We start from the raw sequence: 23,125 nt of genomic DNA, 5'->3' as shown, positions 1-23,125 counted from the left end.
CGTGGTCGGCAGGAACGTCCTCCAGGGGAAACACGCACGATGCAAAGACACCACCTCGCGCTGGCCGGAATGCTGGCCAGCCTGATGCTTGCCGGTTGCAACCAAACGTCGTCGGTCGACGCGAAGGGCAGCACCGACGCGCCCAACCGCCGCTTCGGCACGATCGGCTTCCAGCCCTGCACCTTGTCCACCGTCGGCGCCAGCGCCAACGTGGAAGCCCAGTGCGCCACCCTGCAGGTGCCGGAGGATCGCGCCCATCCCGAAGGCCGCAGCATCGGCCTGCGCATCGCCTGGCTGGAATCCGGCGACGGCAGCAGCCAGCCCGATCCGGTGTTCTTCCTGGCCGGCGGCCCCGGCCAGGCCGCCAGCGAGGTGGCCGTCGTTGTCGATACCGCCCTGCGCCAGGTGCGCAAGCAGCGCGACGTGTTCCTGATCGACCAGCGCGGCACCGGCGGCTCCAACCCGCTCAGCTGCCTGGGCGCCGACGGCAAGGAACTGCAGCTGGACGAAGACGCCGCGCCCACCGAAGCGGTGATGCGCGACTTCGCCACGCAGTGCCTGGCCTCGCTGAAAGGCCGTGCCGATCCGCGCTTCTACACCACCACCGAAGCCATTGCCGATCTGGACGCCGTGCGCCAGGCGCTGGGCGCTGAAAAGATCAATCTGGTCGGGGGTTCCTATGGCACCCGCGTGGCCCAGCGCTATGCCATGGCCTACCCGCAGCACACCCGCAGCATCGTGATCGATGGCGTGGTGCCCAACGATCTGGTGGTGGGTGGCGAGTTCGCCAGGACCTTCGACAACGCCATCACCCTGCAGTCGGCGCAGTGCCGCAAGGATGCCGCCTGCAGCAAGCGCTTCCCGGTGGATACCCGTGAACAGCTGCGCAGCGTGGCCGACACCCTGCGCCGCACGCCGGTGACGGTCGATTACCGCGACCCCGGTACGAACGCGCCGCGCCAGGACGTGCTTTCGCCGGACAGCGTGGTGGGCCTGGCGTTCGCCTTCTCCTACGTGCCCGAGTACTCCTCGCTGCTGCCGCTGGTGCTGGATGAAGCCGCACAGGGCCGCTACGTACCGCTTGCCTCGCTGGTGCGTGGCGCCACCCGCAGCATGGATTTCCAGATCAATCGCGGCATGCAGTGGTCGGTGATCTGCAGCGAAGACGCGCCGCGCTACCAGGCCCCGCCTGAAAGCGATGACGCGCTGTTCGGTGCCGAAGCAGCGCGCGCGTTCTTCGCCGCCTGCCCGGTGTGGCCTCACCAGCCGGCGCCGGCCGCCAGCACCGCAGCGCTGAAGGGCGATCTGCCCGTGTTGCTGCTCTCCGGTGAACTGGACCCGGTCACCCCGCCGCGCTACGCCGAGCAGGTGCTCAAGGGCCTGCCCAACGGCCGAGCGCTGGTTGCCCGTGGGCAGGGCCACGGCACGCTCAACGCCGGCTGCATGCCGCGCCTGCTTGGCCAGTTCATCGACACCACCCAGGCCAAGGCGCTCGATGCCAGCTGCCTGGACACGCTGAGCTACGTGCCGGCGTTCACCTCGTTCAACGGATGGACCCCATGATCGTCGCCGACAACCTGCACAAAGCCTTCGATACCCGCACCGGCCGCATCCAGGCCGTGGCCAACGTCGGCTTCCGCGCCGCCGATGGCCAGATCACCGGCCTGCTGGGCCCCAACGGTGCCGGCAAGACCACCACCATGCGCATGCTGTACACGCTGATGACGCCCGACCAGGGCAGCATCAGCGTCGACGGCATCGATGCGGCACGCAATCCGGTGGACGTCCGCCGCCACCTGGGGGTGCTGCCCGATGCGCGCGGCGTGTACAAGCGCCTGACCGCACGCGAGAACATCGCCTACTTCGGCGAACTGCATGGCCTCTCGGCCCAGCACATCCGCGAACGCATCGAAGTGCTGTCGCAAGCACTGGACATGGGCGACATCCTGGATCGCCAGACCGACGGCTTCTCGCAGGGCCAGCGCACCAAGACCGCCATCGCCCGTGCACTGGTGCACGACCCGCGCAACGTCATCCTCGACGAACCCACCAACGGCCTGGACGTGATGACCACCCGCGCGCTGCGCCGGTTCCTGCTGGGGCTGCGCGAAGAAGGCCGCTGCGTGATCCTGTCCAGCCACATCATGCAGGAGGTGGGTGCGCTGTGCGACCACATCGTGATCATTGCCAAGGGCACGGTGATGGCCGCCGGCAGCGCCGATGAACTGCGCGCGCAGTCCGGTGAAGCCAATCTGGAGGATGCGTTCGTGAAACTGATCGGCAGCGAAGAGGGCCTGCACGCATGAGCATGATGTCGACCTTGATGACGGTGATGCGCAAAGAGCTGCGTGACCTCTCGCGCGACCGCCGCACGCTGGCGCTGACGCTGCTTTTCGGTCCGCTGCTGTACCCGCTGCTGATCCTGGGCATGGGCAAGCTGTCCGAAAGCCGCGTCCGCACGCAGATCGAGCAGCCGCTGCAGATTCCCACCATCGGTGCCGAGCACGCGCCGAACCTGGTGCGCTTCCTGGCGGCCCAGGGCCTGAATGCCGCTGCGGCGCCGAAGGATCTGGCCGAGGCCATCCGCTCGCAGGACATCGACGTGGCGCTGCGCATCAGCCCGGACTTCGGCAAGGACTGGGCCGATGGCAAGCCGGCGCTGGTGGAGGTGATCCGCGACAGCACGCGGCGTGCCGCCGAGGTGCCCACTGCGCGCCTGCAGGCGGCGTTGGCCACCTACAACGGGCAAGTGGGAGCGCTGCGGCTGATGGCGCGTGGCATCGACGCCCAGGTTGCACGGCCGCTGGACGTGGCCAGCCAGGACATGGCCAGTGCCGAAGCCAAGCGTGGCCTGATGCTGTCGGCGCTGCTGCCGATCCTGCTGACCCTCACCTCGTTCCTCGGCGGCGCCTACCTGGTGATGGACACCACCGCCGGCGAGCGTGAGCGTCAGTCGCTGGAGCCGCTGCTGGCCACGCCGGGATCGCGCAGCGCCATTGTCAGCGGCAAGATCGCCGCCGCCTGCATGGTCGGCTTTGCCTCGCTGCTGTTGACCCTGGCCGCGTTCAAGGTGAGCGCGCAGATTGCACCGGGCAACATCGGCCGCCAGCTCAACATGAACATCGTCGCCATGGTGCAGATGCTGCTGGTGATGTTGCCGATGCTGCTGATCGGCACCTCGCTGCTGACGTTCCTGGCCGCAGCCGCCAAGAGCATGAAGGAAGCGCAGAGCCATATGACCTGGTTGATGCTGCTGCCGATGCTGCCGGGCTATGCGCTGATTGCCTACCCGGTGAAGAGCCAGCCGTGGCAGTACGCAGTACCGTTCCTGTCGCAGAACCAGATGTTGCTGAAGGTGATCCGCCACGAGACCATCACCCCCTCGGTGTGGGCGATCTACCTCGGCGCCAGCCTCGGCCTGGCCGCCGTGCTGTGGTTCGCCGCCGTGCGCCGCTACCACAACGAACGCCTGGCGATCTCCGGTTGACCACCTGGTAGCGCCGGGCCATGCCCGGCGGATTTCGAACGAGGCCCGGTCATTCCGGGCTTCGTTGTTTTCAGGACCGCGTTGCCTGCCAAGTGGCGAAACGCTGGGCGATCACCGGCGCCAATCGCAAGTGCAGACAGCGGGAGTGTTGGACACCTCACCCCTCCCCATACCGCGCAGGCGTCACCCCCATCTCGCGCTTGAACACGGCGATGAAGGCGCTGGGCGTGTCGTACCCCATCGACAGCGCAACACCGATCACCGGATCACCTGCCAGCAGGCGTGGCAGCGCCAGCAGCACACGCAGTCGCTGTCGCCACTGGCCCAGCGTCATGCCGGTCTCGGCCAGCCAGTGGCGGGCCAGGCTGCGGCCCGACAGGCCACTGCTGGCGGCCCAGGCCTCGACGGTGCGGTTGTCGTGCGGCGCGCGAGCCAGCGCGGCGGCGATCTGGCGCAGGCGCCGGTCACGCGGTTGTGGCAGGGCCAGCGGCAGCGGCGTGCTGGCGGCAATCTCATCGGCGATCACGCCGGCCAGGCGTGCCTGCGCAGCATCCAGTGGCGCATGGGGCCATTGCAGCGCCCGCGCCGTCGCCGACTGCAGCAGCGCGCTGGGCTGGAAAATACGTGGCGTCGCAGGCAGTTCCAGGCAGGTCGCGGCGCTGAAGTACAGGCTCCAGCCATCGAACTCCTCTGCCTCCGCCAGTGCGTGGGGCAGCGAGGGCGGTATCCATGCGACGTGCCCCGCAGGAAGCAGCCACTGCAGATCCCCCGCTTCGATGCGCAGCACGCCGTGGTGGGCACCCAGCAGCTGGCCGCGCACATGCCGGTGGCGTGCTGTACGGCGTCGTCCGGTTGCGCGCAGTTGCGACGACAGCACCGCGGGACCATCGCCGGCGTCCGCCAGGGTGGGATCGATCAACGCGATGAATGTCTGATCTACCATATCCATTGGCAGTTATACGGCAGAAACGCCAGCCGGCGGGCGCCACACTGGGCTCCGATCCCACAGGAGCATCCTCCATGCAGCCACACGACATCCTCCCCGACCATCAGAACGACGTGCAGGTGAACGGCGTGACCGTGCGCAAGGGCAGTGTCGGGGCTTTCCTCGCCAGCGTCCGCGACTGGCAGGATCCTGCCGGCGATCCCGCCACCCGGGCCACGGCCGAAGCGGATCTGCGTGCGCTGCTGCCGGGCCTGCATGCGCTGGGCCTGTTCCAGGTGCTGACAGCGCGCGATCCGGCACTGCAACACCTGATCGATGGAGCGGCCTGACACGGACAAGGCCCGGACATGCCGGGCCTTGATCCATTGTCGCCGGGCGTGGCCCGGCGCTACCTCGACGTGCCTCAGTTGTTGCCCGGCGCGAACACCAGTGTACGGCGGGTGGTCACCGGCGCGCTGACCGGCTCGAAGCGCCAACGCTTGACCGCGTTCAGGGCTTCACGGTCGAACACGCGTCCCGGCGTCGCGCGCAGCACGCGAGCATTCACCACCGAGCCATCGGTGCCGACGGTGATCTCCACCAGCACTTCGCCGGAGGTTCCCGAACGCAGGGCTTCGCCCGGATAGCGCGGCGCCGGTGTGCTGACCGGGCGCAGGGTGGGCGCTGCCGGTGCGGCGGCCTGGCGTGCGGCGCTGGCCTGCTGGGCGGCAGCCTGCTGCTGCTTCTGCTCAGCCTCGCGGCGGGCGGCGGCCTGGCGCTCGGCTTCCTGGCGCTCGTTGTCGCGGCGCGCGGCATCCTGCTGCGCGGCAATCTGCTTGGCGGCGTCGGCTTCCTTGGCGCGCTGCTCGCTCAGGCGCTGCTGCTCAGTCTGCTGCTTGCTGCGGTCCTCGGCATCCTTCTTGGCCTTCTCGGCTTCCGCTTCGGTGCGCTTGGCTGCGTTCTGCACGCCCTTGGCCAGGCCGTCCTTCAGGCGCGGCAGGGCCGGCGCGGAGGCATCCACCTTCTCGATCAGTGCCACCAGGCGCTGCGCTTCGGTGTAGTCCTCGCGGCTCAGGTGTTGCTCGGCGGCGATCAGGGTGTACGGCAGCAGGTCGGTCAGTGCGCTCTTCACCGAGGCGTCGTCCGGCGTCTTGTCACGCAGGGCGAGGTAGTACTCGATGGCGTTGTCGCCGGCCGGTGCATACATGCGGTTCTCGCGCAGCGCCTGGCTGGCCGACTCGCGCAGCTGCTCGGTGCCCATGGACTGCACCTTGGCAGCAACCGCCGGTGCGGCGGGTGCGGCAGCGGCAGGCGCCGTGGCGGCAGCAGGCGCTGCGGATTCTTCCTTGCCCGAGCAGGCGGCCAGTGCCAGTGCCAGGGCAACCGGCAGCCACCGGCGCGCGGCGGTGATCATTGAGACGTGCGACATCCTGCTCCCCTCTAGAAGACGACGTGACGTAAATCATTGATATGCATGGCCGGGACCTGCGGTCCGGGCGCGGCAGGGTGACGTTTCCCGACGCCACCGCCGGCAACGGCGAGGGTGCAATCTAGCATCCCGGCCACCGCCGCGTACAAGGGGCAGGGGCCGGGAAGGGGCAGCGGCGAAGGGCCGCTGCCGGTTGCCGCATCAGTGGTCGTGCGACTTGTCGTGGGGCTTGCTGTGGCTGTTTGACATCAGCTTGTCGGTCCAGGCGATGCCGATCGCCGACAGGATGAACACGCAGTGGATGATGGTCTGCCACAGCACGCCATCCTGGGTCAGCATCGAGCAGCGGGCGACACCGATGTTGGCAGCGGCGACGCTCATCTGCTCCGGCGTGCACAGCGGGATGCCGCCCAGCGCACCGCTGGCGATGAAGGTCTTCAGCAGGTGGATCGAGGAGATGCCGATGATCGCCATCGCCAGCTTCACCTTGAGCACGCTGGCGTTGACGTGGCTCAGCCATTCCGGCTGGTCCGGGTGGCCTTCCAGGCGCAGGCGCGAGACGAAGGTCTCGTAGCCGCCGACGATCACCATCACCAGCAGGTTGGAGATCATCACCACGTCGATCAGGCCCAGCACGATCAGCATGATCTGCTGCTCGCCCATCGACACCGAGTGCGAGATCAGGTGCCACAGTTCCTTGCCGAACAGGAACACGTAGACGCACTGCGCCACGATCAGGCCCAGGTACAGCGGCAGCTGCAGCCAGCGCGAGGCGAAGATCAGCGTGGACAAGGGGGAGAGCGGCGGGCGGTTTGCACTCATGCGAGGGATGCTGCGTTGCGGGGGAGAGGCGAGGTTACCGGCCCGCCATGACGGTGCCAAGCCAACTCACGCACTAGACTTCAGGTTCCTTTCCGCACCCCGAGCCGCCGCCATGATCGACCTGTATTACTGGCCCACCCCGAACGGCCACAAAGTGACCCTGCTGCTGGAAGAAGCCGGCCTGGAGTACCGCATCCACCCGGTCAACATCGGCTCGGGCGACCAGTTCAAGCCGGAATTCCTCGCGATCTCGCCGAACAACAAGATGCCGGCCATCGTCGACCAGGCCCCGGCCGATGGCGGTGCTCCCCAGAGCGTGTTCGAGTCTGGCGCGATCCTGCTGTACCTGGCCGAGAAGACCGGCCGCTTCCTGCCCAGCGACCCCCGCGGCCGCGTCACCACCCTGGAGTGGCTGTTCTGGCAGATGGCCGGCCTGGGCCCGATGAGTGGCCAGATGGGCCACTTCAACGTGTACGCGCCGGAAAAGATCCCGTATGCCATCGAGCGCTACGACAACGAAGTGCGTCGCCTGCACGGAGTGATGGACAAGCGCCTGGCCCAGCACGCGTTCCTGGCCGGCGACGCGTACACCATCGCTGACATGGCCAGCTACCCGTGGATCGGCGCCTACGACAAGCTGCCGGTGGATTTCACCGCGTTCCCGAACCTCAAGCGCTGGCATGAAACCATTGCCGCACGCCCGGCCACCCAGCGTGCCTATGCCCTGCGCCAGCAGGTGAACCCGAACGCCGGCAAGCCGCTCAGCGACGAGGAGCGCAAGCACCTGTTCGGCCAGCGCTGACCGCCTCGGGGTCGGATCCCTTTGCAGCGCAAAGGGCTCTGACCCCAGCACCCGGCCATGGGCAGAAGGTCATGCTGCCTTCCCGCACAGGCTTGGTTAGGATGGGGGACGACCGCTCCGCGTCCATCGCGGGGGCGGACCTGCCGTTTGCCGGGATCCTCCATGCGCCACCTGTTCACTTCGCTCGCCCTCATGCTCGCCACCACAACCGCCGCCCACGCTGAAAAGCTGACCCTGGAAGCCATCACCGGCCCGCTGCCGCTGTCCGGCCCGACCCTGATGAAGCCCAAGGTGGCGCCGGACGGATCGCAGGTCAGCTTCCTGCGCGGCAAGGACAGCGACCGCAACCAGCTGGACCTGTGGACCTACGACATCGGCAGTGGCCAGACCCGGCTGCTGGTCGATTCCAAGGTGGTGCTGCCCGGCACCGAGACCCTCAGTGATGAGGAAAAGGCGCGCCGCGAGCGCCAGCGCATCGCCGCGATGACCGGCATCGTCGATTACCAGTGGTCGCCGGACGCGCAGCGCCTGCTGTTCCCGCTGGGCGGCGAGCTGTACCTGTACGACCTCAAGCAGCAGGGTCAGGCGGCGGTACGCCAGCTGACCCACGGTGAAGGTTTCGCCACCGATGCCAAGCTGTCGCCCAAGGGCGGCTTCGTCAGCTTCATCCGCGGCCGCAACCTGTGGGTGATCGACCTGGCCAGCGACAAGCAGCTGCAGCTGACCCGCGACGGCAGCACCACTATCGGCAACGGCGTGGCCGAATTCGTCGCCGACGAGGAAATGGACCGCCACACCGGATACTGGTGGGCGCCGGATGATTCTGCGATCGCCTTTGCCCGCATCGACGAATCGCCGGTACCGGTGCAGAAGCGCTACGAGGTCTATGCCGACCGCACTGATGTGATTGAACAGCGTTACCCGGCCGCCGGCGATGCCAACGTGCGCGTGCAGCTGGGCGTGATCGCACCGGCCGCCGATGCGCAGCCGCGCTGGGTCGACCTCGGCAAGGAACAGGACATCTACCTGGCCCGCGTCGACTGGCGCGATGCGCAGCACCTGAGTTTCCAGCGCCAGTCGCGTGACCAGAAGCAGCTGGACCTGGTGGAAGTGGCGCTCGATTCCAACCGCCAGCGCGTGCTCGCCCACGAGACCAGCCCGACCTGGGTGCCGCTGCACAACAGCCTGCGCTTCCTCGACGACGGCAGCGTGCTGTGGTCGTCCGAACGCACCGGCTTCCAGCACCTGTACCGCATCGACAGCAAGGGCAAGGCCACTGCACTGACCCACGGCAACTGGCCGGTGGACGAACTGCTGGCAGTCGATGAGAAGGCCGGCAAGGCCTACTTCCGCGCTGGCATCGAAACCTCGCGCGAAAGCCAGATCTACGCAGTGTCGCTGCAGGGCGGCGAGCCGCAGCGCCTGTCGAAGGCGCCGGGCATGCACAGCGCCAGCTTTGCGCGCAACGCCAGCGTCTACGTCGACAGCTGGTCCAACAGCAGCACGCCGCCGCAGATCGAACTGTTCCGCGCCAACGGCGAGAAGATCGCCACGCTGGTCGAGAACGACCTGACCGATCCCAAGCACCCGTATGCGCGCTACCGCGATGCGCAGCGCCCGGTCGAGTTCGGCACGTTGATGGCTGCCGACGGCAAGACCCCGTTGAACTACAGCCTGATCAAGCCGGCCGGCTTCGATCCGTCCAAGCGCTACCCGGTGGCGGTGTATGTCTACGGCGGCCCGGCCAGCCAGACCGTCACCGACAGCTGGCCCGGCCGCGGCGACCATCTGTTCAACCAGTACCTGGCCCAGCAGGGCTACGTGGTGTTCTCGCTGGACAACCGTGGCACCCCGCGCCGTGGCCGCGACTTCGGCGGTGCGCTGTACGGCAAGCAGGGTACGGTGGAAGTGACCGACCAGCTGCGTGGCGTGGCCTGGCTGAAGCAGCAGCCATGGGTGGACCCGGCGCGCATCGGCGTGCAGGGCTGGTCGAATGGCGGCTACATGACCCTGATGCTGCTGGCCAAGGCCTCCGACAGCTACGCCTGTGGCGTGGCCGGTGCGCCGGTGACCGACTGGGGCCTGTACGACAGCCACTACACCGAGCGCTACATGGACCTGCCGGCGCGCAATGAAGCCGGCTACCGCGAAGCGCGCGTGCTGACCCATATCGATGGCCTGCGTTCGCCGCTGCTGCTGATCCACGGCATGGCGGACGACAACGTACTGTTCACCAATTCGACCAGCCTGATGAGCGCGCTGCAGAAGCGTGCCCAGCCGTTCGAACTGATGACCTACCCGGGTGCCAAGCATGGCCTGTCCGGCGCCGATGCACTGCATCGCTACCGCGTGGCCGAAGCCTTCCTGGGACGTTGCCTGAAACCCTGATCCAGCACGGGAAGGAGCCCGCCGATGACCCAGCCACCGCCGATTCCCGGCCATGACCCGGCATCCGCCGGTTGGTGGTGCCGCCACTGGCGCTGGGCCATGCCGTTGGTGGTGGTGCTGGTGCTGGGTGGGGCAGGGGGTGTGGTGACCTGGAGCGTGCTGCGCTGGAGCGAGGCGGCACGCGAGAGCCCGCCGATGCGCGAGGCGCTGCGGCGCGCCGGTTGCAGTATCGAACTGGTGGAAGCGTTCGGTGAGCCGCTGAACATCGAGTCGATGCCGCTGGGCAGCATGCAGACCGCGATCAACGGCCAGCGTGATGTCGGCCTGACCGTGGCCCTGGAAGGACCGCACGCGCATGGGCGGTTGTTCGTGCAGGGCACCCGTCGCGATGACGTGTGGGACTACCCGGTGATGTACGTGCTGGGCGAGGACAAGCAGACCTTCGACCTGACGGCGCTGGATGATGATGAGGCTGCACGCGAATGCGAACTGCAGGCCTGCCGCGATCGCGGCGAATGCCCGCTGACCGCCGCGTTGTGACCTCCGGCCGATTGTCGCCATCGCCGTGAGCGCGTAGGGTGCGGGCAACCCTGTCCTGGAGTGCACCATGAAGCCGATCGCGTTGGCCGTTGCCCTGGCGCTGAGCGCCGCACCGCTGCTGTCCGCACCGCCGGCGCTGGCGGCACCCGCCGCCAAGGCCGCTACCCCGGCCAGCCCGGCCTGGGTCGCCCGCAGCAATGCGCTGGCGCAGCTCCTGCTGGATGCGCAGGGCCCGTTCCAGCCGGAGGAAACCGGCTTCTTCGGCGTGCCCGGCTATGACGACAAGGTGGCCGACCTCGGCCCGGACAACGCCAAGCGCTACCGCGCTGCCATGGCCAAGGCACGCGACGAACTGAAAGCAAAGCTGGCCGCCGAAAAGGATCCCAACGTCCGCCAGGACCTGGAGATCATGATCCACGCCGCCAACCAGAACATCGAAGGCAGCGAGCTCAACGAGAAGTACCTGCTGCCGTGGAGCGACGCACCGCAGACCGTGTTCAGCGGCCTCAACCTGCTGCTGTCCGACCAGGTGCCGGCCGAGCGCCGGGCCAAGGCGATCGATCGCCTCAAAGCCTATGCCGGCCTGCAGCCGGGTGGCACCGCCTTCACCACGCTGGCCCGCCAGCGCTACGAAGAGCGGCTGAAGGACGGCAGCCTGCTGCAGCCGACGAAGATCGAAGTGCAGCAGTCGCTGGACAACGTCGAGACCTACGTCACCGGCATCGAGTCGCTGCTGAAGAAGTACCAGATCGCCGGCGCCGACGAGGCGATGAAGACCCTGGCCGGGCAGATGAAGGACTACGCCGCCTGGACGCGCAGGGAGGTGCTGCCGAAAGCACGTGCCGACGCACGCCTGCCGGCGCCGCTGTACGCCTACCAGCTCAAGCAGGTCGGCATCGACATCGACCCGAAGCTGCTGATGCAGCGCGCGCAGCTGGAGTTCATGGAAACCCGCTCGGCGATGCAGCAGCTGGCACCGCTGGTGGTGAAGGACAAGGGCCTGAAGGTGGCTGATCCGAGCGACCCGGTGGCGGTGATCCGGGCGCTGAAGGCCGACAAGATCGCCGACGATCACCTGGAAGGCCACTACCGCAAGGTGATCGATGCGATCGATCCGCTGATCCGTGAACACGCCATCGTCGACGTACCCAAGCGCGCCATGCAGATGCGCCTGGGCTCGGCCGCCGAGAGCGCGGCCAGCCCGGCGCCGCACTTCCTGCCGGCCCCGCTGGTCAACAACACCGGGCAGCAGGGCACCTTCGTGCTGCCGCTGGGCAACCCGGCCGCGGGCCCGGGCGCGCAGTACGACGACTTCAACTTCGGTGCGGCGGCATGGACGCTGAGCGCGCACGAAGGCCGCCCGGGGCACGAGCTGCAGTTCACCGCAATGGTCGAGCGCGGCGTGTCGCTGGCGCGCACCATGTTCGCGTTCAATTCGGTGAACGTGGAAGGCTGGGCGCTGTATGCCGAAGCCGAGATGGTGCCGTACGAGCCGCTGGACGGGCAGATGATCGCCCTGCAGTTCCGCCTGCTGCGCGCTGCGCGCGCGATGCTCGACCCGATGCTCAACCTCGGCCTGACCGACCGTGCCAACGGCGAGCGAGTGCTGATGGAGCAGGTCGGCCTGTCCAAGGCGATGGCCACCCAGGAACTGGACCGCTACATGGTGCGCATGCCGGGCCAGGCCGGCAGCTACTTCTACGGCTATACCCGCATCCTGGAACTGCGCATGCAGACCGAGCTGGCGCTGGGCGCGAAGTTCGACCGCCTGGCGTTCAACAACTTCCTGCTCGACCAGGGCCTGCTGCCGCCGGACCAGCTGGCTGACGCAGTGAACAAGGTGTTCGTGCCGAAGTACAAGCGCTGAATCCCACCCGGTAGTGCCGGCCGCTGGCCGGCAACCGGTGTGGGTAGATGCCGACCTTGGTCGGCGCTGTGGGGTCGTGCCAACCAAGGTTGGCACCCACCAGAGCGATGCGTCGGTTGCAGCGGTAGTGCCGCATCACCGCTGCGGTTGCGGCGTGATCACCTGTGTCGGCAACCGCGCCGGCGGTGCCGGATTCGGCACCCAGATGGCAACGCCCGCGGCGCGCTTCTGCGTCGTCGGAATACCGATGCCGACGCCGCCACCGACGTGCGAGCCGAACGTGCCCGCGCCCACCGACATGCCTACCGGCGAACCGCTGCTGCCCACGCCCATCAGCACCACGCCGTTGGCGCCGAGCGCCGCGGCTTCACGCTTCAGGCGGGCCACGGCGGCATCGGTCTGGCCCTGGGTGCCGAAGCCGACGGCTGAAGCCGATTCCAGCTGGGCGATTTCCTGGGAGCCGGCCGGTGGCGTCGAATAGATCTGCACCAGCGCCGGATCGATCGGTGCGCGGGCGCGGCCCAGCATCACCTTGGAGGTGCTGGCACAGCCAGCGGCGACCAGCAGGATGGCCGCCAACGCGGCCCAACGGATGTTCATGGCACGACCCCTGTAGGACTGGTTGCGATCATCGGCGGGCCACTCTGAATCGGCGCCAACACCCGGGCCAGGGCACGCACGGCAGCACGCTAGCACGGTGCGGGTGACAGCTCCGCCAATGGCAGTAGGCGGCGGCAGCGGGAACGTCTATGGTTGGGGCAGGAACCAACTGCGGGAGAGCGACATGGGTGTGATCAGTCTGTTGTGGGGCGTACTGGCGCTGTTGTGGATGATCCTGGCGCTGATTCCACTGCTCGGCTGGGGCAACTGGTTCCTGATCCCGTTCGCTGCGGTGGGCGCGGTGATCGCCGCGCTGGGCATCCTGTTCACCCACCCGAGCAAGCGTGGCCGGGCCTGGGCCGGCCTGGTCCTGAACGGCATCGTGGTGGTGGTCGGCATCCTGCGCCTTGGCCTAGGTGGCGGCGTGGTCTGAGCCCGGTCCCGGGTGCGACCGGGCGTCGCAGGCACACGGCCGATGGCCGGGCGGGGGCGTACAATGAATGGCTGCGCGAGCCCCCCGCGTGCCTGTGAATCCGCGCCCCGCGCGGCTGCCCCATGATCATCCGACCCCGTCCCCACGGCTGGCAACTGCTGTACATCCTGCGCGGCTCGATCGTCAAAGCGATCGCGCCGAAGGTGCTGGCCATCCTGATCCTGTCCATCGCCGTGGCCGCGGTGGTGGAACTGGCGCCGCCCACCGGCATCGAACGCGTTTCGGTCACGCCGTTCACCCTGCTTGGCCTGGTGCTGTCGATCTTCCTGAGCTTCCGCAACAGCGCCTGCTACGACCGCTGGTGGGAAGGCCGCAAGCTGTGGGGCCAGCTGGTCTACGAATCGCGTTCGCTGGCGCGCCAGGTGAACCTGCTGCTGGCCGACGACGCGGGCCGTCGTCGTCGCGTCGCCTACCTCACCACTGCGTTCGCCCATGCGCTGGCGGCGCGACTGCGTGGCCGCATCGTCGCCCTGGCGGCACTACCGTGGCTGGACAAGCGCCAGCGCGAACAGCTGGGCCAGCGCGAGAACGTGCCCGATGCACTGCTGGCGATGATCGCGGCCGAACTGGCGCAGGCGCTGCGCGCCGGCCAGCTCGACCCCATCCTCTATACCCAGCTTGAAGAGCGCCTGCACGCGATGTCGTCGATCCAGGCCGGCTGCGAGCGCATCCTCACCACGCCGCTGCCGTTCGCCTACACCCTGCTGCTGCATCGCTGCGCGTGGATGTTCTGCGTGCTGCTGCCGTTCGGCCTGGCCAGTTCGCTGGGCTGGGGCACGCCGGTACTGTCTGCGGTGCTTGCCTATGCCTTCTTCGGCCTGGACCAGTTGGGCGAAGAAATGGAAGACCCGTTCGGCCTGGAGCCGAACGACCTGCCGCTGGACGCGCTGGTGCGCACGATCGAGATCGACCAGCTCGATGCGCTAGGCGAACGCCCGTTGCCCGAACCCCTGCTGCCGCAGGGCTACCTGTTGCAATAGCCACTCCTCGGAGCCTGCCATGTCCCACCCGCTGTACCGCCCGCGCCGCATGCGCCACGACGAGTTCTCGCGCCGCCTGATGCGCGAGAACACGCTGACCACCGACGACCTGATCTACCCGGTGTTCGTGCACGAACAGGCCGGCCGCACCGCGGTGCCGTCGATGCCGGGCGTTGAACGGCTGTCGATCGAAGAGCTGCTGAAGGTGGCCGAAGAGGCGCTGGAGCTGGGCATTCCGGTGATCGACCTGTTCCCGGTGATCGACCCGTCGCTGAAGTCGCTGGACGCATCGGCCGCCTGGTCCGAAGACGGCCTGGCGCAGCGGGCGATCCGCGCGCTGAAGTCGCGCTTCCCGGAACTGGGAGTGATGACCGACGTGGCGCTGGACCCGTACACCACCCATGGCCAGGACGGCATCATCGATGACAAGGGCTATGTGCTGAACGACATCACCGTCGACGCGCTGGTCAAGCAGTCGGTGTCGCATGCCGAGGCCGGTGCGGACATCGTCTCGCCGTCGGACATGATGGACGGCCGCATCGGTGCGATCCGCCGCGCGCTGGATGCCGGCAACCACATCAACGTGCGCATCATGGCCTACTCGGCCAAGTACGCTTCGGCGTTCTATGGTCCGTTCCGTGATGCGGTGGGCAGCGCAGCCAGCCTCGGCAAGGCCGACAAGAAGACCTACCAGATGGACCCGGCCAACGGCGACGAGGCCCTGCGCGAGATCGCGCTGGACCTGGAAGAGGGCGCCGACATGGTGATGGTCAAGCCGGGCATGCCGTACCTGGACCTGGTGCGCCGGGTGAAGGAGACCTTCGGCGTGCCGACCTTCGCCTACCAGGTCAGTGGCGAGTACGCGATGATGAAGGCCGCCTTCGCCAACGGCTGGCTGGACGAGCGCGCCTGCGTGCTGGAGTCGCTGCTGGGCTTCAAGCGGGCCGGCGCCGATGGCGTGCTGACCTATTTCGCGCCGCAGGTGGCGCGATGGCTGCGCGAGCGCTGACAATAGCGCCACGATAGACGGAGGAATGCGCGATGGGGCCCGAACTGGGATGGATGCAATGGCTGATCTGGGGCATCGGTACGCTGGTGTTCGGCGCCATCATCGTCGGTGTCTTCATCGCCGCCTGGCGGGCCGGCAAGCGCCCGCCGGAGCAGCTCTCCGCTGCCCGCCACGTGGCCCGTGAGCAGGCCCTGCCGGAGAGCGTGCAGGCCGAGCTGGCCGCGCTGAACCAGCGCAAGGACAATGGCCAGCTGAGCGAGGTCGAGTACGAGCAGCAGCGCGCCAGGGTGTTGTCGCGCTGACGGGCAATGCCCGGGGTCGGATCCCTTTCCGCAGGAAAGGGCTCTGACCCCTTCGCGGGCGCCATCCACGCGTGGCGTGGATCTACCGCACGCACCCCGCCACCGCCGCCACCTTTGGTACCGCCAACCGGTACACGTCCACGCCACCGGCACGCGGTGCCTTGGCCGCGCTGCTGGCGACCATCATCTCGCCCGGCTTGGCGTTGTCGACCACCGGCGCGCCGGTCCAGCCACCCGTCTGGTTGAATGACAGCCCCAACGGCTGCAGGGCCACGCCGGTCCACGCACAACCGCTGCTCCACACCTGTGCGGTGGTGCCGCTGCCGCGGCTGAACACCACGGCGCCGTCCTGGCCCAGCCAGTCGCCGTCGGTCTCGTCGTCGGCGCTGTTCAACGCGCTCAGTGCAGTGGCCGGTCCGCGCTGGCCCTGGGCATCCAGCGTCGACACGAACAGATTCCAGCCGGCGCCCCGGCCCTGCTGGCGGGCAAACAACAGTCGTCGCCCATCCGCGCTCAGGGCCGGTCCGCGCTCTTCCCGGCGTCCACCATCGCCCGCCAAGGTCTGCGCCTTGCCGAGCTGGCCGTCGGCTTCCACCGTGGCGCGGTACAGCGCCAGCGCGCCCTCGCGGCCGGCCGCGAACAGCAGCCAGCGGCCATCACGGCTGAAGTAGGGATCGCGGGCCTCGCCGGCCACGCCCACCGGCAGCGCCTGCGCCTGCTGCCAGCGGCCATCGACCACGCGTGCCTGCCACAGGCCCCAGCCGGCCTCGCCGCGGCGCGCGAACACGATGCGCTGGCCGTCGGCGCTGATCGTGGCGCGGCCTTCGTCGGCACGGGTCGAGACCACGCCCATGCCTTCGATGCCGTACTCGTTCAACGCCATTGCCACGGGGGCAGAGAGTAGACTGGCGGCAAGCACCAGCAGGGGCGGGGTGATGCGCATCATCCGGGTCCGTGCACGAAAGAGCATCAGTCTAGCCAGCTTGAGGATTCCATGACCGACCGTTACGCCGTCTTCGGACACCCCGTTGCCCACTCGAAGTCGCCGCAGATCCACGCGGTGTTCGGTCGCCAGGAAGGCATCAGCATCGACTACCGCGCGATCGACCTGGCTCCGGATGCGTTCCTGGGCGGTCTGGAAGCCTTCGCCGCCGAGGGCGGTGTCGGCGCCAACGTCACCTCGCCGCACAAGGAAGCCGCGTTCTCGGTGTGCACCACGCTGACCGCGCGCGCGCGCCGCGCCGGCTCGGTCAACACGCTGCTGCGCAAGGGCGACCGTTGGCACGGTGACACCACCGACGGCATCGGCCTGGTGCGTGACCTGACCGATCGCCATGGCCTGGACCTGCGCGGCCGCCGCATGCTGCTGATCGGCGCCGGTGGTTCGGCACGCAGCGTCGCCCCGGCGCTGCTCGATGCCGGCATCACCGAGCTGGTGGTGGTCAACCGCACGCCGGAACGCGCCGATGAGCTGATCGATGCCATGGGCGAGCCGGGCCGCGCGATCAGCCGCTACTGGGAAGACCTGCGCGAGCTGGGCGACTTCGAACTGATCGTCAACGCCACCTCGGCCGGCCGCGACCGCGACGTCGAGTTCAAGCTGCCGCTGTCGCTGGTCAACTCGATGACCACTGCCGTCGACCTGAACTACGGCGAGGCGGCCATCGCCTTCCTGGCCTGGGCGCGCGCCGCGGAGTGCCGTAATACGGTCGATGGCCTGGGCATGCTGGTCGAGCAGGCCGCCGAGAGCTTCCTGCAGTGGCACGGTGTGCGCCCGCAGACCGACGAGGTCTACCAGTCGCTGCGCCAGGGCTCGGCCGTGCTGGCCGGCGAGGACTGATCGATGGACAACGCAACCCTGCTGGTCACGGTGCTGAGCATGGTGGGCGTGCGCCTGCCGGTGCTGATCGCGCTGTGCGTGGGCCTGGTCTGGGTGGTCGGCGCACCGCGCGATGCCACCCGCACCGGTGCCCTGGTCGGCCTGCTGCTGTTGCTGTTGGCCAGCCTTGGCGGCATGGCGGCGGGCATCCTGCCGATGTGGATGGTGCGCAGCGGTGATTTCAGTGCTGTGTCGAGCCTGAGCGCCATCCTCGGCGTGCTGCATTTCGCGCTGGCGATGGTCGAGGCCATCGGCGTGGTGCTGGTGGTGTGGGCGCTGGTGCGCCTGCTGCGTACCCGTACGCTCCCGGCCGCCTGACCGGTCGCGCCGGGTCATGCCCGGCGTATCTGCCCCTGGGACGGTCCGGCCACCGGACCGTGACCGCCAGCGCGCGTCGTCGCTGGCCCGTTCAGGGTGCCAGCGGCGGTGAATGCGGCCGGCCGTGCGACAATGCCCGGCCTGATCCAGCTACGGTAATTCCCGGCGTGACCGAAACCGTCGCCGCTCCGCGCGCGCTCGATGACTCCTTGAAGGACGCGATCCGCAAGGCGTACACGACGCTGCAGGCCAATACGCCCGGCTTTTCCACCCGCCGCTCGCAGAGCCAGATGATCGGCGTGGTGTCGCGTGCGCTGTCCAAAAGTGGCGGCGTCGGCGTGGTCGAGGCGCCGACCGGCGTCGGCAAGAGCCTGGGCTACCTCACCGCGGGCGTGCCGATCGCGCTGGCCAGCAAGAAGAAGCTGGTGATCAGCACCGGCACCGTGGCGCTGCAGTCGCAGTTGGTCGAGCGCGACATTCCCAACTTCCTCAAGGCCACCGGCCTGGAAGCGACCGTGGCGCTGGCCAAGGGCCGTACCCGCTACCTGTGCACGCGCAATGCCGCCGAGGCGCAGGGCGAGGGCTCGCAGGGCGGCATGTTCGAGGACGACGCGCCGCTGTTCGACCGGCCACTGGCGCCGATCGAGATGGACATCGCCAAGCGCCTGACCGATGCCTTCACCGGCGGCAGCTGGGATGGTGACATCGACAACGCCCCGGAAACCATCAGTCCCGGCCTGCGCAGCCGCATCACCACGCCGGCCTCGGGCTGCGCCGGGCGCCGCTGCGCCTACTCGGCGCAATGCGCGGTGCTGCGGTCGCGCAATACCGTGCGTGATGCGCAGATCGTGGTCACCAACCACGCGCTGCTGCTGTCGGCACTGTCGATCGGCGACAGCGACAACGGCCAGCCGTTGATCGCGCCGCCGTCGGACATGCTGCTGGTGCTGGACGAAGGCCATCACATCGGCAGCGTGGCGATCGACCAGGGCGCGGCAAGCCTGGCGCTGGATGAAATGGCCAAGCGCACCGGCCGCCTGCAGATCCTGATCGCTGGTGCCTACCGCGCGGTCGACAAGGATCGCCTCGGCAACCTGCTGCCGAACGAAGCGATCGAAGTGGCCAGCAACGTGGCCAAGCAGTTGCGCGCGTTCCGTGACCACATCGAGCGGGTGTGGATGCCGGCGCCGGCCGACGAGGAGCCGATGTGGCGCGCCGCCAACGGTCGCCTGCCCGAGGCCTGGCGCGAGCCGATCGAAGCACTGGCCGACGATACCCGCAGTCTCTACAACTGGGCGCATGCGGCTACCGCGCAGGTGGCCAAGGGCAAGCCGGACGACGCCGCGCGCGAGCGCCTGCAGCGCAACCTGGGCATGGCGCTGGAGATGATCGAGCAGCAGTACAACCTGTGGCAGGCCTGGCGTCGCGAGGACAAGGACGGTGCGCCGCCGATGGCGCGCTGGGTCACCGCCACCCGCGACGGCGACCTGGTGCTGCACGGTTCGCCGGTGTCGGCCGCGCACGTGCTGCGCAAGCTGCTGTGGGATGAAGTGGACTCGGTGGTGATGACCTCGGCGACGTTGACCGGTGGTGGCGATTTCCAGTCACTGGCGATCGACAACGGCATTCCCGAAGACGCCGAGATGGTCTCGCTGTCCTCGCCGTTCGACCTGCCCAACCAGGCCGAGCTGATCGTGCCGAAATTCCCGGTCACCCCGGACGACCGCGAGGGCCATCCACGCGAAGTGGCGCGCTATCTCGACACCGAACTGGACTGGGCCAAGGGCTCGATGGTGCTGTTCACCTCGCGCTGGAAGATGGAGAAGGTAGCCGGCCTGATGTCGGCCGCGCGCCGCAAGCAGGTGCTGGTGCAGGGCGAGATGTCCAAGACCCGGTTGATCGACGAACACCTGCGCCGCGTCGCGGCGGGCGAGGGCTCGGTGCTGTTCGGCCTGAACTCCTTCGGCGAAGGCCTCGACCTGCCGGGTGAGGCCTGCACCACGGTGGTGATCACCCAGGTGCCGTTCGCGGTGCCGACCGACCCGCAGACCGCCACGCTCAGCGAATGGTTCGAGGGACGCGGGCTCAATGCGTTCAACCTGATCGCCATTCCGCACGCCCTGCGCACGCTGACCCAGTTCGCCGGCCGTCTGATCCGCACCTCCACCGATACCGGCCGCGTGGTCATCCTCGATTCGCGGCTGCTGACCCGCCGCTACGGCAAGCGCATCATCGACGCGCTGCCGCCGTTCAAGCGCACCATCGGCTGAGGAGCGGGGTCAGATCCCTTCCGCCGGAAGGGCTCTGACCCCGTCGCGCGAGCAGGGTCGTTTCGCCTTTCAGTCCTGCGACTGCGGGCATGAGTCGGACGCCAGTGCGTAGGGCTGGTACATGCAGCGGATCAGGTCGTCCACCGCCTTCAGCCGCGGTGGCCATGCGACGTGCTGCAGGCCCTGCGCGCTACGCATCTCGACCATCCCTTCCCTGAGCGTGGTACCGGGTGGCAGCGGCAGGGCGGCCAAGCGCGCGCGCGCACGTCGTAGTGCCGGCAGGTCGTCATCCAGAAAGGCGATGGTCGCATCCACGTAGAGGTTCCAACCCTCCGGATCGGCGTCGGCAGGCTTGTACGTCAACCGCATCAGTGCGCTGGCGGGATCGCGTTGCCCCTCGTAGGCACGCAGTTGCGCCTCGTGCCAGGCCAGCTCTGGGTGGCCGCTTGCCTTGGCCTGGCGCCGGTATGCGGCGAACAGGTCAGCCAGTTCCAACTGGCAGCCTGCGCGCTCGACAAGTGCGTCCCAGCCCTCCCCGGGCCCTTGATTGAATGCATCGGGTGGCATCGCCAGCAGTTCGGCGCGATTGTCGAACTGGCATTCGCCGGCGAGTACAGGTGCGGCGATCACCCATGAGAAAAGCATCAGGCCGAAGCGCATCGTGACGTCCATGTACAGGGTTGCACATGATGCGCCCAGATGCCGGCCAGCGGCCGGCACTACCGCATCGGGATCAATCGCCGAGCAGGGCGGTATTGCGCACGGCGCCCTTGTCGGCGCTGGTGGCGAGCAGCGCGTAAGCCTTCAGCGCACTGGTGACCTTGCGCGGGCGCGGTGCGCGCGGTTTCCAGCCACGCGCGTCGGCGCCGGCGCGGCGCTGGGCCAGCGTGGCCTCATCCAGCAACAGATCAATGCGGCGGGTGGGGATGTCGATGCGGATGCGGTCGCCGTCTTCCACCAGGCCGATGACACCGCCGCTGGCGGCTTCCGGCGAGACGTGGCCGATCGACAGGCCCGAGGTGCCACCGGAGAAGCGGCCATCGGTGAGCAGCGCGCACTGCTTGCCCAGTCCCTTCGATTTCAGGTAGCTGGTCGGGTACAGCATTTCCTGCATGCCCGGCCCACCCTTCGGGCCTTCGTAGCGGATCACCACCACCTCGCCCGGCTGCACTTCGTCGGCGAGGATGCCGGCGACGGCGGCGTCCTGGCTTTCGTAGACGCGCGCGGGGCCTTCGAACACGTGGATCGACTCGTCCACGCCTGCGGTCTTGACCACGCAGCCATCCAGCGCGAGGTTGCCGCGCAGCACGGCCAGGCCGCCTTCCAGCGAATACGCGTGCTGCAGCGAACGGATGCAGCCTTCGGCGCGGTCGATGTCCAGCGTCGGCCAGCGCGTGGCCTGGCTGAAGGCCTCCTGGGTGGGAATGCCGGCCGGGCCGGCCTTGAAGAAGGTATGCAGGGTGTCGTTGTCACTGCGCACCACGTCCCAGCGTTCCAGCGCGTCGGCCAGGCTGGTGCTGTGCACGGTCGGTACCGAGGTATCGAGCAGGCCGGCGCGGTCCAGCTCGCCGAGGATGCCGAACACGCCGCCAGCGCGATGCACGTCCTCGACGTGGTACTTCGGCGTGTTCGGCGCCACCTTGCACAGCTGCGGCACGCGCCGCGACAGCGCGTCGATGTGGGTCAGGTCGAAGTCCACCTCTGCCTCCTGCGCCGCGGCCAGCAGATGCAGGATGGTGTTGGTGGAACCGCCCATGGCGATATCCAGGGCCATCGCGTTGGCGAACGCCGCCTGGGTGGCGATGCCGCGCGGCAGCGCGCTCGGGTCTTCGCCGCCATACCAGCGATGGCAGAGTTCGACGATGAGGCGGCCGGCGCGGCGGAACAGCGCCTCGCGATCGGCATGGGTCGCCAGCGTGGTGCCGTTGCCGGGCAGCGACAGGCCCAGTGCTTCGGTCAGGCAGTTCATCGAGTTGGCGGTGAACATGCCCGAGCAGGAGCCGCAGGTGGGGCAGGCGCTGCGCTCGAACGCCGCGACCTTCTCGTCGGAGGCGCTGTCATCGGCGGCCACCACCATCGCATCGACCAGGTCCAGCTTGTGCTCGGACAGTCTGGTCTTGCCCGCTTCCATCGGGCCGCCAGAGACGAACACCACCGGGATGTTGAGGCGCAGCGCGGCCATCAGCATGCCGGGCGTGATCTTGTCGCAGTTGCTGATGCACACCAGTGCGTCGGCGCAGTGCGCGTTGACCATGTATTCGACCGAGTCGGCGATGATCTCGCGGCTGGGCAGCGAGTACAGCATGCCGTCGTGGCCCATCGCGATGCCGTCGTCCACGGCGATGGTGTTGAATTCCTTGGCGACGCCGCCGACCTGTTCGATCTCGCGCGCGACCAGCTGGCCGAGGTCCTTCAGGTGTACGTGGCCGGGCACGAACTGGGTGAAGGAGTTGGCGATGGCGATGATCGGCTTGTGGAAGTCGCCATCCTTCATACCGGTGGCACGCCACAGGGCGCGGGCGCCGGCCATGTTGCGGCCTGCGGTGGAGGTGCGGGAACGATATTCGGGCATGGCTGGCGGAACGGGCGGGCCGTACGACGTGGGGGTCGCCTGATCATGGCCAATTTTTTCGGTTGCTGCTGCAACCACCGGAGATGGTCCGGCCGGGCTGCGCCCGGCACCTGCCGAAGCAACAGCCGAAGCAACAGCCGAAGCAACAGCCGAAGCAACAGCCGAAGCAACAGCTGAAGCAACGGCGGGCTTCCTGCGGGAGGCGGGGTGGGTCCGCTGGCGGGGGGCGCCGTAAACCCGTCCTTGGGGGCTTGGCCGCGGCATCCATGCCGCGGACACCCCCGCCAGCGGACCCACCCCGCCTTCGACAGTTTCCTGCGATCTGTCGGGGCCGGCGCTCTGCTCCTGGTAGGTGTCGACCTTGGTCGACACGATGGATCCATGCCATGCGTGGAAGATGGGGAACGACGAAAATGAAAGTCCGTTCATCTTTCGGACTTTG

At 68.3% G+C, this 23,125-nt stretch carries 22 protein-coding genes; 15 read left to right on the top strand and 7 right to left on the bottom strand.

The genetic code is table 11. The features are described 5' to 3' along the window. Positions 1–39 precede the first annotated feature (39 nt). Genes AASM09_RS21215 through AASM09_RS21205 form a run of 3 tightly spaced genes read left to right on the top strand, consistent with a single transcriptional unit; the run spans position 40 to position 3,487 of the window. On the top strand, positions 40–1,563 hold the full coding sequence (locus AASM09_RS21215; RefSeq protein ID WP_049427195.1) for an alpha/beta fold hydrolase: 1,524 nt from the start codon (positions 40–42) through the stop codon (positions 1,561–1,563). Next, a complete protein-coding gene (locus AASM09_RS21210; protein WP_049427192.1) occupies positions 1,560–2,306 on the top strand; it encodes an ATP-binding cassette domain-containing protein in 747 nt (248 codons plus the stop codon). The genes AASM09_RS21215 and AASM09_RS21210 overlap by 4 nt, the downstream gene beginning before the upstream one ends. Then, positions 2,303–3,487 carry an ABC transporter permease gene (locus AASM09_RS21205; RefSeq protein WP_049427189.1) on the top strand — a complete coding sequence of 395 codons (1,185 nt, stop codon included), beginning with the start codon at positions 2,303–2,305 and terminating at the stop codon, positions 3,485–3,487. The genes AASM09_RS21210 and AASM09_RS21205 overlap by 4 nt, the downstream gene beginning before the upstream one ends. 157 nt (positions 3,488–3,644) lie before the next feature. On the opposite strand, the gene AASM09_RS21200 is transcribed toward AASM09_RS21205, so the two are convergent. Then, complete coding sequence (locus AASM09_RS21200) at positions 3,645–4,430, bottom strand: AraC family transcriptional regulator (RefSeq protein ID WP_049427187.1); 786 nt, start codon at positions 4,428–4,430, stop codon at positions 3,645–3,647. Positions 4,431–4,507: 77 nt separating this feature from the next. Between AASM09_RS21200 and AASM09_RS21195 the strand changes: the two genes are divergently transcribed. After that, positions 4,508–4,762: a hypothetical protein gene (locus tag AASM09_RS21195; protein ID WP_049427185.1), complete on the top strand. Its 255-nt coding sequence runs from the start codon at positions 4,508–4,510 to the stop codon at positions 4,760–4,762. A 74-nt stretch (positions 4,763–4,836) separates the two neighbouring features. Here AASM09_RS21195 and AASM09_RS21190 read toward each other — a convergent pair whose 3' ends face one another. Both AASM09_RS21190 and AASM09_RS21185 read right to left on the bottom strand, forming a co-directional pair. Beyond that, positions 4,837–5,841, bottom strand: coding sequence for an energy transducer TonB (locus AASM09_RS21190; protein WP_049427183.1), 1,005 nt, complete (start codon positions 5,839–5,841; stop codon positions 4,837–4,839). A 201-nt stretch (positions 5,842–6,042) separates the two neighbouring features. Continuing rightward, entirely contained in the window at positions 6,043–6,663 is a 621-nt protein-coding gene (locus AASM09_RS21185; RefSeq protein ID WP_049427182.1) for a TIGR00645 family protein, read from the bottom strand. Positions 6,664–6,775: 112 nt separating this feature from the next. On the opposite strand from AASM09_RS21185, the gene AASM09_RS21180 reads away from it, so the two are divergent. From AASM09_RS21180 to AASM09_RS21165, 4 genes are all read left to right on the top strand, one after another. Further along, positions 6,776–7,465 (top strand): glutathione binding-like protein, encoded by a 690-nt coding sequence (locus AASM09_RS21180; RefSeq protein WP_049427180.1) that lies wholly within the window; start codon positions 6,776–6,778, stop codon positions 7,463–7,465. A 162-nt stretch (positions 7,466–7,627) separates the two neighbouring features. Further along, on the top strand, positions 7,628–9,853 hold the full coding sequence (locus AASM09_RS21175) for a S9 family peptidase (protein ID WP_343368629.1): 2,226 nt from the start codon (positions 7,628–7,630) through the stop codon (positions 9,851–9,853). Positions 9,854–9,877: 24 nt separating this feature from the next. Further along, the gene (locus AASM09_RS21170; RefSeq protein ID WP_049428574.1) at positions 9,878–10,393 is read left to right on the top strand and encodes a cytochrome c oxidase assembly factor Coa1 family protein; all 516 of its coding nucleotides are present in this window, start codon (positions 9,878–9,880) and stop codon (positions 10,391–10,393) included. Positions 10,394–10,460: 67 nt separating this feature from the next. Next, positions 10,461–12,260, top strand: a complete 1,800-nt coding sequence (locus AASM09_RS21165) for a DUF885 domain-containing protein (protein ID WP_049428571.1) — start codon at positions 10,461–10,463, stop codon at positions 12,258–12,260. Positions 12,261–12,395: 135 nt separating this feature from the next. Here the strand turns inward: AASM09_RS21165 and AASM09_RS21160 are convergent, their stop codons facing one another. Next, the gene (locus AASM09_RS21160; RefSeq protein WP_014038879.1) at positions 12,396–12,860 is read right to left on the bottom strand and encodes a hypothetical protein; all 465 of its coding nucleotides are present in this window, start codon (positions 12,858–12,860) and stop codon (positions 12,396–12,398) included. A gap of 184 nt (positions 12,861–13,044) precedes the next feature. Between AASM09_RS21160 and AASM09_RS21155 the strand changes: the two genes are divergently transcribed. From AASM09_RS21155 to AASM09_RS21140, 4 genes are all read left to right on the top strand, one after another. Beyond that, on the top strand, positions 13,045–13,293 hold the full coding sequence (locus AASM09_RS21155) for a hypothetical protein (protein WP_005411548.1): 249 nt from the start codon (positions 13,045–13,047) through the stop codon (positions 13,291–13,293). Between the two features lie 122 nt (positions 13,294–13,415). Beyond that, positions 13,416–14,333 carry a bestrophin family protein gene (locus tag AASM09_RS21150; RefSeq protein WP_049428569.1) on the top strand — a complete coding sequence of 306 codons (918 nt, stop codon included), beginning with the start codon at positions 13,416–13,418 and terminating at the stop codon, positions 14,331–14,333. 19 nt (positions 14,334–14,352) lie between these two features. Continuing rightward, positions 14,353–15,342 carry a porphobilinogen synthase gene (gene hemB, locus AASM09_RS21145; protein ID WP_049428566.1) on the top strand — a complete coding sequence of 330 codons (990 nt, stop codon included), beginning with the start codon at positions 14,353–14,355 and terminating at the stop codon, positions 15,340–15,342. A 32-nt stretch (positions 15,343–15,374) separates the two neighbouring features. Next, positions 15,375–15,644 (top strand): hypothetical protein, encoded by a 270-nt coding sequence (locus AASM09_RS21140; protein WP_049428564.1) that lies wholly within the window; start codon positions 15,375–15,377, stop codon positions 15,642–15,644. Positions 15,645–15,726: 82 nt separating this feature from the next. Here AASM09_RS21140 and AASM09_RS21135 read toward each other — a convergent pair whose 3' ends face one another. Then, positions 15,727–16,590, bottom strand: coding sequence for a TolB family protein (locus AASM09_RS21135; RefSeq protein WP_100443714.1), 864 nt, complete (start codon positions 16,588–16,590; stop codon positions 15,727–15,729). Between the two features lie 48 nt (positions 16,591–16,638). On the opposite strand from AASM09_RS21135, the gene aroE reads away from it, so the two are divergent. From aroE to dinG, 3 genes are all read left to right on the top strand, one after another. Continuing rightward, on the top strand, positions 16,639–17,484 hold the full coding sequence (gene aroE / locus AASM09_RS21130) for a shikimate dehydrogenase (protein WP_049428561.1): 846 nt from the start codon (positions 16,639–16,641) through the stop codon (positions 17,482–17,484). 3 nt (positions 17,485–17,487) lie between these two features. Then, complete coding sequence (locus AASM09_RS21125; RefSeq protein ID WP_049428559.1) at positions 17,488–17,841, top strand: hypothetical protein; 354 nt, start codon at positions 17,488–17,490, stop codon at positions 17,839–17,841. A gap of 167 nt (positions 17,842–18,008) precedes the next feature. Further along, on the top strand, positions 18,009–20,111 hold the full coding sequence (gene dinG, locus AASM09_RS21120) for an ATP-dependent DNA helicase DinG (protein ID WP_049428557.1): 2,103 nt from the start codon (positions 18,009–18,011) through the stop codon (positions 20,109–20,111). Between the two features lie 69 nt (positions 20,112–20,180). Here the strand turns inward: dinG and AASM09_RS21115 are convergent, their stop codons facing one another. Then, positions 20,181–20,783 (bottom strand): hypothetical protein, encoded by a 603-nt coding sequence (locus tag AASM09_RS21115; protein WP_049428556.1) that lies wholly within the window; start codon positions 20,781–20,783, stop codon positions 20,181–20,183. 61 nt (positions 20,784–20,844) lie between these two features. Then, on the bottom strand, positions 20,845–22,683 hold the full coding sequence (gene ilvD, locus AASM09_RS21110) for a dihydroxy-acid dehydratase (protein WP_049428555.1): 1,839 nt from the start codon (positions 22,681–22,683) through the stop codon (positions 20,845–20,847). Positions 22,684–23,125: the final 442 nt, after the last annotated feature.

It is taken from the genome of Stenotrophomonas maltophilia (assembly GCF_039555535.1).
Taxonomy (GTDB): domain Bacteria; phylum Pseudomonadota; class Gammaproteobacteria; order Xanthomonadales; family Xanthomonadaceae; genus Stenotrophomonas; species Stenotrophomonas maltophilia_Q.
This window is presented reverse-complemented; position numbering and strand designations above follow the sequence as displayed.